This is a genomic window from Phenylobacterium sp., from assembly GCF_028290885.1.
GTDB lineage: Bacteria > Pseudomonadota > Alphaproteobacteria > Caulobacterales > Caulobacteraceae > Phenylobacterium.
On record NZ_JAQGIZ010000178.1, the window covers coordinates 1 to 10,411 of the forward strand.

At 70.6% G+C, this 10,411-nt stretch carries 13 protein-coding genes; 8 read left to right on the forward strand and 5 right to left on the reverse strand.

All coding sequences use genetic code 11. The annotated features are described in order from the left end of the window. On the forward strand, positions 1-382 hold a 382-nt coding region (locus JWP28_RS11925; RefSeq protein WP_299543125.1), incomplete at its 5' end, for a class I SAM-dependent methyltransferase. Here the strand turns inward: JWP28_RS11925 and JWP28_RS11930 are convergent. Together JWP28_RS11930 and JWP28_RS11935 are read right to left on the reverse strand one after the other, a co-directional pair. Next, on the reverse strand, positions 383-1,288 hold the full coding sequence (locus JWP28_RS11930) for a hydroxymethylglutaryl-CoA lyase (protein WP_299543127.1): 906 nt from the start codon (positions 1,286-1,288) through the stop codon (positions 383-385). Next, entirely contained in the window at positions 1,285-2,928 is a 1,644-nt protein-coding gene (locus tag JWP28_RS11935) for a glycosyltransferase family 39 protein (protein WP_299543128.1), read from the reverse strand. The genes JWP28_RS11930 and JWP28_RS11935 overlap by 4 nt, the downstream gene beginning before the upstream one ends. Positions 2,929-3,037: 109 nt before the next feature. Here JWP28_RS11935 and JWP28_RS11940 point away from each other — a divergent pair, with 109 nt between their 5' ends. Further along, positions 3,038-3,778 (forward strand): glycosyltransferase, encoded by a 741-nt coding sequence (locus JWP28_RS11940; protein ID WP_299543130.1) that lies wholly within the window; start codon positions 3,038-3,040, stop codon positions 3,776-3,778. A gap of 177 nt (positions 3,779-3,955) precedes the next feature. Beyond that, complete coding sequence (locus JWP28_RS11945; RefSeq protein WP_299543132.1) at positions 3,956-4,273, forward strand: DNA-binding protein; 318 nt, start codon at positions 3,956-3,958, stop codon at positions 4,271-4,273. Here JWP28_RS11945 and JWP28_RS11950 read toward each other — a convergent pair. Continuing rightward, positions 4,270-4,587, reverse strand: a complete 318-nt coding sequence (locus tag JWP28_RS11950; RefSeq protein ID WP_299543134.1) for a hypothetical protein — start codon at positions 4,585-4,587, stop codon at positions 4,270-4,272. The genes JWP28_RS11945 and JWP28_RS11950 overlap by 4 nt on opposite strands. A 47-nt stretch (positions 4,588-4,634) precedes the next feature. Then, on the reverse strand, positions 4,635-5,231 hold the full coding sequence (gene phaR / locus JWP28_RS11955; protein ID WP_299543136.1) for a polyhydroxyalkanoate synthesis repressor PhaR: 597 nt from the start codon (positions 5,229-5,231) through the stop codon (positions 4,635-4,637). Positions 5,232-5,418: 187 nt separating this feature from the next. On the opposite strand from phaR, the gene JWP28_RS11960 reads away from it, so the two are divergent. The 3 genes from JWP28_RS11960 to JWP28_RS11970 all read left to right on the forward strand — a co-directional run bounded on the left by JWP28_RS11960 (position 5,419) and on the right by JWP28_RS11970 (position 8,220). Next, the gene (locus JWP28_RS11960) at positions 5,419-6,594 is read left to right on the forward strand and encodes an acetyl-CoA C-acetyltransferase (protein ID WP_299543138.1); all 1,176 of its coding nucleotides are present in this window, start codon (positions 5,419-5,421) and stop codon (positions 6,592-6,594) included. A gap of 50 nt (positions 6,595-6,644) precedes the next feature. Beyond that, entirely contained in the window at positions 6,645-7,370 is a 726-nt protein-coding gene (gene phbB / locus JWP28_RS11965) for an acetoacetyl-CoA reductase (RefSeq protein ID WP_299543140.1), read from the forward strand. Positions 7,371-7,497: 127 nt separating this feature from the next. Next, positions 7,498-8,220, forward strand: a complete 723-nt coding sequence (locus JWP28_RS11970) for a DUF4908 domain-containing protein (RefSeq protein WP_299543141.1) — start codon at positions 7,498-7,500, stop codon at positions 8,218-8,220. Here the strand turns inward: JWP28_RS11970 and gloB are convergent. Beyond that, positions 8,217-8,978 carry a hydroxyacylglutathione hydrolase gene (gene gloB, locus JWP28_RS11975; protein WP_299543143.1) on the reverse strand — a complete coding sequence of 254 codons (762 nt, stop codon included), beginning with the start codon at positions 8,976-8,978 and terminating at the stop codon, positions 8,217-8,219. The genes JWP28_RS11970 and gloB overlap by 4 nt on opposite strands. Before the next feature lie 83 nt (positions 8,979-9,061). Here gloB and JWP28_RS11980 point away from each other — a divergent pair, with 83 nt between their 5' ends. Both JWP28_RS11980 and JWP28_RS11985 read left to right on the forward strand, forming a co-directional pair. Further along, complete coding sequence (locus JWP28_RS11980; RefSeq protein WP_299543144.1) at positions 9,062-9,886, forward strand: class I SAM-dependent methyltransferase; 825 nt, start codon at positions 9,062-9,064, stop codon at positions 9,884-9,886. Beyond that, positions 9,883-10,227 carry a P-II family nitrogen regulator gene (locus JWP28_RS11985; protein ID WP_299543146.1) on the forward strand — a complete coding sequence of 115 codons (345 nt, stop codon included), beginning with the start codon at positions 9,883-9,885 and terminating at the stop codon, positions 10,225-10,227. Before JWP28_RS11980 ends, JWP28_RS11985 begins: the two co-directional genes overlap by 4 nt. The last annotated feature ends 184 nt before the right edge of the window (positions 10,228-10,411 follow it).

Genomic DNA, 10,411 nt, shown 5'->3' on the forward strand with positions numbered 1-10,411 from the left:
TGCGGTCTTTCCGGCGCCTGACGAGTCCGTCGACCTAGCCTTCGCGACCTCGGTCTTCACCCACATGCGCATGCCGGCCGTGCGGCGGTACCTGGCCGAGACGGCGCGCGTGCTGCGGCCGGGCGGAAGGCTGGCCTTCACGGCGTTCGCGCTGGAGGCCGGGCGTGACGCCTCGGAGGCCTTCGCCTTCCAGCCCTTCGACGCCACCTCGTCGGTCGTCGACCTCCGCTATCCGGAACGCGCCATCGGCCATCGGCGCGAGGCATTGGAGCAGGCGGTCTCCGAGGCGGGCTTGAGCGTCGCGGCGTTCCTTCGCGGCTACTGGGCCCCCGTCGGCGAATATGACGGCGGCCAGGACCTGTTCGTGGTTATGAAGCCCTGATCAGGCCGGGATCGGAAATACCCCCGCCCTGCTGACCGAGGCGGCGGGGGGTTTGCCGAGGATGCCGGCCATCCACTTGGCCGTGCCGATCAGGGCCGCCAGGTCGTAGCCGGTCTCGATGCCGGCGCGCTCCAGCATGTAGACCAGGTCCTCGGTGCCGACGTTGCCGGTGGCGTCGGGGGCGAAGGGGCAGCCGCCGAGGCCGCCACAGCTCGCGTCCAGCACATCGACGCCCGCCTCGATGCTGGCGTAGGCGTTGGCGAGGCCGGTGTTGCGGGTGTCGTGGAAGTGCATGCGCAGGCGCTGGTCGGGCGCGGCCTTGCGGGTCGCCTCGACGCGGCGGCGGACCAGCCAGGGATCGGCGACCCCGATGGTGTCGGCGAGCGCGATCTCGGCCACGCCGGCCTCGGCGGCCGCGCGGACGATGCGCAGCACCTGCTCCTCGGAAACCTCGCCGTCGAAGGGGCAGCCGAAGGCCACTGAGATGGTCACGGTGATCGGCGGCCCGCCCTCGGCCCTTTGGCGCGCGGCGATGGCCTGCATGGCGTTGGTCTGTTCCTCGGCGGAGGCGCCCTGGTTGCGGATGCCGAAGCCGTCGGTGGCGCAGACCACCACGTTGGCCTCGTCGCAGCCGGCGGCGACGCAGCGGTCCCAGCCCCGCTCGTTGAGCACCAGGCCGATGCGCGAGCGACCCGCCTGATGCGGCAGGGCGGCGGAGATTTCCTCGGCGCCGGCCATCTGCGGCACGCGCTTGGGATTGACGAAGGAAACGGTCTCCATCCGGCGCGCGCCGGCGGCTTCCAGGCGGTGGATGAACTCCAGCTTCTGGTCGACCTCGAGCAGGGCCTTCTCGTTCTGCAGGCCGTCGCGCGGGCCTACTTCGACGATCTCGATGCTGCGGCTCATGGCTGAGTTCCTTGGGGCGTGACTCCCGGGCCGGCGGCGTCGGCCGCCTCGTAGATGCGCAGGGTCATCTTCTTGCCGTCCGAATAGTCGAGGCCCTTCACCGTGGCCACCAGATGGGCCTGCGCGCGGTAGACCGAAAGGGCCTTCTCGAAATCGGCCTCCTCGCGCTGTTCGACGACCGCGGGGCGATGTTCGGAGATCGCCTGGGCGGCGTCCTCGGCCCCCGCGAGCTCGGTAGGGGTGCCGAGCGCGAAGACCAGGCTGGGCTCGGCGTAGCCGGCGACGGTGACCGGGGCGTCGGCGATCCCCTGCTCCGGCAAAAGCTGCGCCTTCTCCATCACCTGTTCGGTGCGCGAGGAGAGCCACAGCGGATCGAGCCTGGGCGCGAGGCCGGCCGCCAGCGCCGCATGGCCGGCGAGCCCCAGACCCACGGCGCCGACGTCCGCCGCCGCCGGCGCACGGCGAACCAGCAGGTAGCCGCCGCCAAGTCCTGCGGCCGCCAGCAGCGCGGCGGCCAGGATCGCGAACGGGACGTCCGAGCCGTCGCCGTAGAGCCTGACGAGGTAGAAGGTCCCGCCGGCCAGCAGGACGCCGAACAGGCCGGCCAGGGCCGCCCCGGTCCAGCGGGTGCGCTTGCCCATCGGCTCGGTGAGCGCGGCGGCGGCGAGCCAGGCGACCGCGCCGTAGAGGGGTAGGGTGTAGTGGACGAGCTTGGTCGGCATGGCCTCGAACAACAGCCAGGCGGGGACCAGCCAGGCCAGCGCGAACCGCACCCCTGGCTCGCGCCAGCGCCGCCAGGCCGTGACCGCGGCGGCCGGCAGCATCAGGGTCATCGGGAACATCAGGAGCGGCGCCAGCAGGGTGTGGTAGCCGGGCGGCGCGCCGTGGGTCTCCTGGCCGCCGGCGAGCTTGGGCGCGAGGTCGCCGCCCAGCGCCGCGCTCCAGAAGCCGCCGTCGGTGGCGACCGTCACGGCGCCGGCCCAGGGTCCGACGATCGCCGCCACGATGATCAGGCCCCAGGCCCAGTTGAGCCGCGCGAGCCAGCCGGGCTTGCGGTCCATCAGGACCAGGCCGCCGATGGTCAGGGCCGCGACCAGGGGCGCGATGGGTCCCTTCACCAGGGTCCCGACGGCGATGCCGGTCCAGAACAGCACCCAGGCCCTGCGCCCGGCCGGCGGGCCGCCGCGCGCCTCGGCGTAGAGGCGCGCCAGCGCCGCGATGGCCAGCGTCGTGGTCCCGCAAAGCATGGCGTCGGTCTTGGCGATCAGGGCCTCGGTGGAGAGCAGGAAGGTCGCGCCCAGCATGGCGCCGGCGAGCAGGCCGGCCGGCGCGCCGAAGAAGGCCGTCGCGCCCCAGGCGCAGGCCGCGGCGGCCAGCATGGCGCCGAGCAGGCTCGGGATGCGGTAGGCCCAGATCTCGCGCGCCTCAGGGCTGGAGAGCAGGGACACGCTGGCGGCCTGCAGCCAGTGGATGCCCACCGGCTTCTTGAAGCGGGGCTCGTCCTGGTAGCGGATCACCACGAAATCGCGGCTCTCCAGCATCTGGGCGGTGGCCTGGGCGAAGCGCGATTCGTCGCGGTCGAGCGGCGGCACGGCCAGGAGCCCGGGCAGGCCGGCCAGGAAGGCGACCAGCGCCGCCATGGCGGGGCCCCGCCAGCCGCGACTCAGGCGCGCCAGTTCACCTTCGAGCGTCATCGACGCGGTGATAGCACGATCCTTCCCAACGCCTGCTTTTCCGGTATGGGAGGCCATGGCCCGCCCTCCCGCCCCTTCGACGCCGGACATCTCCGTGGTCGTCCCCGTGTTCGACGAGGAGGGCGCAGCGCCGGCGCTGGCGCGCGAGATCGCCACGGCGTTCAAGGGCCGAAGCTACGAGATGGTGTTCGTCGACGACGCCAGCCGCGACGGCACGCGCGCGGCGCTGAAGGCGCTCTCCGGCGAGATCCCGCAGCTGCGGGTGCTGGCGCACCGCAAGAACTCCGGCCAGAGCCGGGCGGTCCGCTCGGGCATCCTGGGGGCAAGGGGCGCGATCATCGTCACCCTCGACGGCGACGGCCAGAATGACCCCGCCGACGCGCCTCGCCTGGTGGACGCGCTCCGGGCCGGGCCGCCGGAATTGGCGCTGGTCGGCGGCGAGCGGGTCAAGCGGCAGGACAGTTACGCCAAGAAGGTCGCCTCGCGGATCGGAAACGGGGTCCGCAAGCGGCTGCTCAAGGACACCGCTAACGACACCGGCTGCGGGCTGAAGGCGTTCCGGCGCGAGGCGTTCCTGCGGCTTCCCTACTTCGACCACATCCACCGCTACCTACCGGCGTTGATGCAGAGAGAAGGATACCTGACCGCCTTCCGGCCGGTGAACCACCGCCACCGCCAGACCGGCGCCTCGAAGTACACCAACCTCGGCCGGCTGTGGGCCTCGCTGTCGGACCTGTTCGGGGTGATCTGGCTGCAGTCGAGGGCTCGCAACCCCGGCGCCGTTGACGAGGTCTAGGGCCTCAATCCGCCAATCCCGACGGGCTCAGGTGAAGGCGGAGAGGATCAGGGCCACGACCGTGATGTCGACGAAGCGGAAGACGACTTGCAGCATGAGCCCGGCCCGTGATCGAAGTTCGCGGACACGGTCAAGCAAGACCGGCGCCAGCCGCCGCCCGATCCGATGCAGGAGTCCATGGCCCTATTCTTCGACGCGGAATGGTTCGACGCGCGCCTCGGCGAGCGAGGGTTTTCGCGCGGCGTGCTGGCCGCGGCGGCGGGCTTGAGCGCGGCGGACCTGGCGCTGGTGTTCAAGGACCAGAGGGAGCTTTCGGCCGGGGAGGTGGCGGCTTTTGCCGAGCTCCTGGGCGTCGAGGCCGACGAGGTCGCCGCGCGGGCCGGCGTCTCGACCCCCGTCCCCGGCCAGGAAGGCGCCGCGGAGGCGCGCATCGCGGCCCTGGAGCGGCGCGTGGCGGCGCTGGAAGCGGAGGTCGCGCGGCTGCGCGGGTCTTAGACCTCGGTCTTGGTGGTGCGGCCCTTCGGCCTGCGGCGGTCCTTCGAGCCGGACCATTCGGTGCGGGTGTAGGTGACCTTGGCTTCCTCGATCACCGAGGCGCCGCCGCGCAGGCCGCGCCGCTCACCCTGCAGCTGCGCCTCGATCGCCGCGGCGCCGATGGCCCTCTTGGGCGGGATGGTGCGGGCCGGGCTGACGGGGATGGGGAGGTTGGCCGCCGCAGTTTCACCGGGCTGGTCGGGCCGCCCGGCCGCCGTGTCGCGGGGGAGACGGGCGCCTGAGGGCCTGCGGGGCGGATCGATAGGCGAGGTCATGGCGCGAGTATGATGGCAGGGGGCGGGTTAAGGAACCACCGCCGCGGTCAGCGGTTGCCGGCCAACTTCTCGATCTGCGCCTGCATCTCCTCCATCTGCTTGCGAAGGGCGGCGAGCGCCTCGTCGGCGGGCGGCGGGGCGGGCTCGGGGCGCGCGGGCTCCTCGGACTTGGCGTAGGCGAAGGGCGAGAACATCTTCATCGCCCGGTCGAACAGGGCGAGGTTCTGGCGCACCTGCTCGTCGAAGGGACCGACCCCCGGCGTATGGCCCAGCGCCTGGAACTGCGCGCGCATCCGCTCCTGCTGCTGGGTGAAGCTGGCCAGCGACAGCTCGAGATAGCTCGGCAGGAAGGCCTGCATGGAGTTGCCGTAGAAGCCGATCAGCTGCCGCAGGAACTGGATCGGCAGCAGGCTCTGCCCCTGCTGGCTCTCCTCCTCGAAGATGATCTGGGTCAGCACCGAACGGGTGATGTCCTCGTTGGTCTTGGCGTCGTAGACCACGAAGTCGATGTTCTGCTTCACCATCTCGGAGAGGTGTTCGAGGGTGACGTAGCTGGAGGAGGCGGTGTTGTAGAGCCGCCGGTTGGCGTACTTCTTGATGACGACCCGCTCACCTTGGGCGGCGGTTTCCTGGCTGTCGGCCATCCCAAATCCTTATGCCGGGTGCGCGGCGCCAAGAAAGAAGGGCGCGAACCCACTGTTTCTGCACTGCAGTATCGCGCATGCGAGGCGAATGGCAATCGGCAGGAACGATGCGCGGCCTTGCGGAAACCTCAAGCCGTCCCAATAGATGGTGAAGGGCCGTGTCTTACGACGTGAAGGAACCTGCGCCATGAGCGATATCGTCATCGTTTCCGCCGCCCGCACCCCGGTCGGTTCATTCAACGGGGCGCTCGCCAGCCTGCCCGCCCACGAGCTCGGCAAGATCGCCATCCAAGCCGCCGTCGAGCGGGCCGGCATCCAGGCCTCCGATGTCGATGAGGTGATCATGGGCCAGGTGCTGCAGGCCGGCGCCGGTCAGGGTCCCGCCCGCCAGGCCGCGGTCAACGCCGGCATCCCCGTGGAAAGCCCCGCCTGGAGCCTGAACCAGCTCTGCGGATCGGGCCTGCGCGCCGTGGCCCTGGGCGCCCAGCAGATCATGGACGGCTCCGCCGACATCGTGATCGCCGGCGGCCAGGAGAGCATGAGCCAGTCGCCGCACGCCGCGAACCTGCGCAACGGCCAGAAGATGGGCGACTTCTCCTTCGTCGACACCATGATCAAGGACGGCCTGTGGGACGCCTTCCACGGCTATCACATGGGCCAAACGGCGGAGAACATCGCCGTGCGCTGGCAGATCACGCGGGAGGACCAGGACCGGTTCGCGGTCACCTCGCAGAACCGCGCCGAGGCGGCCCAGAAGGCCGGCAAGTTCGCGGGCGAGATCGCGCCCGTCACCATCAAGGGCCGCAAGGGCGACACGGTGGTGGACCAGGACGAGTACATCCGCCACGGGGCGACCCTGGAAAGCGTCTCGGGCCTGAAGCCCGCCTTCAGCAAGGACGGCACGGTCACCGCGGCCAACGCCTCGGGCCTCAACGACGGCGCCGCGGCCCTGGTGCTGATGAGCGCCGACGAGGCCAAGAAGCGGGGCCTGAAGCCGCTGGCGCGCATCGCGTCCTGGGCCCACGCCGGCGTCGATCCGGAGATCATGGGCACCGGCCCAATTCCGGCCAGCCGCAAGGCGCTGGAAAGGGCCGGCTGGGCGGTGAGCGACCTCGACCTGGTGGAGTCCAACGAGGCCTTCGCGGCGCAGTCGATCTGCGTGGTCCGCGACCTGGGCCTCGATGCGGCCAAGGTGAACGTCAACGGCGGGGCGATCGCCATCGGCCATCCGATCGGCGCGTCCGGCGCGCGGATCCTGACCACCCTTTTGCACGAGATGAACCGCACGGACGCCACCAAGGGCCTCGCCACGCTGTGCGTCGGCGGCGGCATGGGCGTGGCCATGTGCGTCGAGAAGGTCTGAGCCAGGGAGCGCCGGATCAACGGGCGCCTCTGCATAGGGAGATTGAACGAATGGCCAGAGTGGCGCTGGTCACGGGTGGAACCCGTGGCATCGGACGGGCGATCGTCGAGCGGCTGACCGCTGACGGGGTGAAGGTCGCGGCCGGCTATTCCGGCAACGAGGCCGCGGCCGAGGCGCTGACGCGCGAGACCGGCGCCATGGTCGTGAAGGGCAACGTCGGCAACTTCGCCGACTGCCAGCACGCCGTGGCCGCCGTCACGGCCGAACTCGGCCCGATCGACATCCTGGTCAACAACGCCGGCATCACCCGCGACGGGGTGTTCCACCGGATGAACTCCGAGCAGTGGAGCGAGGTGATCCGGGTGAACATGGACAGCCTCTTCAACATGACCCGCCAGGTGATCGAGGGCATGCGCGAGCGCGAATGGGGCCGGGTCATCAACATCTCCTCGATCAACGGCCAGAAGGGCCAGGTCGGCCAGACCAACTATTCGGCCGCCAAGGCCGGGATGATCGGCTTCACCAAGGCGCTGGCGCTGGAAAACGCCAAGAAGGGCGTCACCGTGAACTGCATCGCACCCGGCTACATCGACACCGAGATGGTGCAGGCGGTGCCGGAGAAGGTGCTGGAAGGCATTATCGGCCAGATCCCGGTCGGGCGTCTGGGCCGCGGCGACGAGATCGCCGACATGGTCGCGTTCCTGGCGGGAGAGCGGGCCGGATATGTGACCGGAACGACACTGTCGCTGAATGGCGGACAATACTTGGTCGGTTAAGGCTGTCCGGTCTGGTGAAGGCCCCAGGCCGGTCCAAAAAGCGCCCCACTCGCTGCGCATCTCCTTAGGCGTCATGACGGGCGCGCCACGGGTTTCTTCACGGACAGTTTTGGCGGCCTGCGGCGCTGTGCTGTGCGCCGCCCTTGGCTTCGGGGGACCGGCGCTGGCCTGGCCGGAAAGCTTGCGCGAGGGGCTGTTCGGGCCGCGCCCCACGGACGGCCGCCAGTTCGCCGCCCCGCCGATCGCCCGCTACGTCTCGGAGGACGGCGACGTCTTCACCCTGGACCGCACCCAGCCCAAGCCGCTGTTGAAGTTCGAGAACAGCTTCGAGGTCTGGGCCCTGGAGCCGCAGCCGGCCCCGCGCGGCGACACTATCTACAAGAACGACCTGGGCGAGCCGGTGCTGCGCGCCACGCGCCTCGGCGGGATCACCGTCTTCACCGATCAGCGGCCGGGCGGCTCGGCCGCGGCGCTGGCGGGGGTCGGCAGTCCCCTGCGGCTGGCGATCATGGGCCCCCAGGCGCTGCTGGAGCGGCTGGCGCAGGCCAGCGCCCGGGCCAGCCGCGCGGCGCGGCGGCTGATCCCCTTCGAGGCCGAGGCCACGCCAGCCTCGTCCGCCCTGATCGCCGACTCGGCCATGGTGACCAGCGAGGCGGTGGTGCGGATGACCAAGCGCGCGGATTCCCGGCGCCTGCTGGACCGGATCGCGAAGGTGCGCTTGGTGGAGGGCCGCAGGGCTTCGGCGCAGCTGGCCCAGGGCGTGTTGGAAGTCACCGTGGCCCCGCCGCAAGGCGTGGCCGGCCGTCCCTCGTCGGACCGGATCGTCCAGGTGGCGCAGACTTTCCGCTAGCCCTTGAACACGTCCTTGGCCGCGCGCACCGCGCCAAAGGCCTTGTAGTCCGGCTCTCCCGCCGCCCCGACCCGCTCGGCCAGTTTCGGCGCCCGCAGGAACGGATTGGTGGCCTTCTCCAGCGCGATGGTGGTGGGCACCGTCGGCTCGCCGCGCTCGCGCAGGGCGAAGACCCGCTCGGCCCGGGCCTTCAGCGCCGGGTCGTCGTCCACGGATAGCGCGAAGCGGGCGTTCGACGCGGTGTACTCGTGGGCGCAGTAGACGGTGGTGTCGTCCGGCAGCGCAGCCAGCCGCTGCAGGCTGGTCCACATCTGCTCGGCGGTGCCTTCGAACAGCCGCCCGCAGCCGAGCGCAAACAGGGTGTCGCCCACGAAGGCGATACGGTCGGCGGCGTCGAAATAGGCGATGTGGCCCAGGGTATGGCCGCCGGTCTCGATCACCTCGAAGCGGGTCTCGCCCAGCATCACCGTGTCGCCGCCTCGCACCTCGCGGTCGAGCGCCGAGATGCGGGTGACCTCGGCCGGGCCGACGACGGTCGCGCCGGTGGCGGCCACGATCTCGGCATTGCCGCCGGCGTGGTCGGGGTGCCAGTGGGTGTTGAGGATGAAGTCGAGCTTCCAGCCTAACGCTTTCAGGTCCCGTAGGATCGCGCCGGCGTCCGGCGTGTCGATGCAGGCGGTGAGCCCCGTCGCATCGTCGCGGGCCAGGAAGCCGTAGTTGTCCGAAAGGCAGGGGAACTGGTGGACGGTGAGCGGCATGGCGGTCTCCCGGGCGCGATCGCGGACCCTAAGCATGCGATTTAGGTTGGCGAGGGGCCTTAGTCGAGCATAGCCATGGGGTCATGCGCCGCGACGTCCTGGAGCTTCGACAGTTCTACGCCTCCGACCTCGGCCGCGCCGCGCGCGCCATGGTCGGGCGAAAGGTGCTGGAGGCCTGGGGCGACGCCCACGGCCTGGATGTGCTGGCGCTGGGCTATGCGACGCCGTTTCTCGCAGACGCCCGCCAGGCGGCGCGCCGCGTGGTAGGCGCCATGCCGGCCCAGCAGGGGGTCGAGATCTGGCCGGCCGGCGAGCGCAACCTGACCACCCTGGTGGGCGAGGACAGCCTGCCGTTCCCCAACGCCCTCTTCGACCGCATCCTCGTCGTGCACGGCATCGAGGAGAGCCCCGACCCCATCGCCTTCCTGCGTGAGGTCTGGCGGGTGTTGTCGCCATCGGGCCGGGTGGTGGTGGCGGTGGCGGCGCGCAACGGGCTGTGGGCCAACAGCGAGAAGACCCCCTTCGGCCACGGCCGGCCCTACAGCCGCGGCCAGCTCGCCGAACTGCTGCGGGAAGCCGAGCTCGAGCCCTCCGGCTGGACCCGGGCGCTCTACGTCCCGCCGCTGAACTGGATGGCCGGCTGGGCGGAGGGGTTCGAACAGACCGGCTCGCGCCTGTGGCCCGGCTTCGCAGGCCTGCTGCTGATGGAAGCGGTGAAGCAGACCTTCGCGGTGAAGCCCCGCGGCCTCGCTGCGCGGGTGCGCCGGGGGCGGCCGCTGCTGGCTCCGGCGCCCAGCGGGGCGCCTTTTTCGCAGGCGCCGGATCGGCCTGCGCGGCGCAGCCTCTTGGAGGCCGGCGGGGAAAGCCTTAGCGTCGCGGTCAAGTCCAACCGAAAGGCGGCGCCATGAAGATGATCGTAGCGATCATCAAGCCCAGCCGGCTCGACGCCGTGCTCGACGCGGTCACCGAGGCCGGCGCCTCGGGCCTGACAGTCACCGAGGTGCGCGGCTACGGCCGCCAGCGCGGCAAGACCGAGGTCTACCGGGGGGCGGAATACGAGGTGAAGCTGCTGCCGAAGGTGAAGCTGGAGATCGCCGTGCCCTCCGACATCCTCGACGCCGTCGTCGAAGCCATCGCCCGCACCGCCAACACCGGCAAGATCGGTGACGGCAAGGTCTTCGTCATGGACCTCGAACAGGCGCTGCGCATCCGCACCGGCGACAGGGACGCCGCCGCGATCGCGGGCTAGTGTCTGGATTTGAAGTTCGCCGTCTTCACGGGCCACGCGCCGAGCGAACTTCAAATCCAAGAAAGCACGCTAGAAACATACACTTGCTTGTGTCCTTATCGATTCCGAAGTTCGACTAAGCCAGCAGCAAGCGCTTGCGTACTTCGGAATCGGGACACTAGGGCCGAGGCTCCATCAGGGCGAA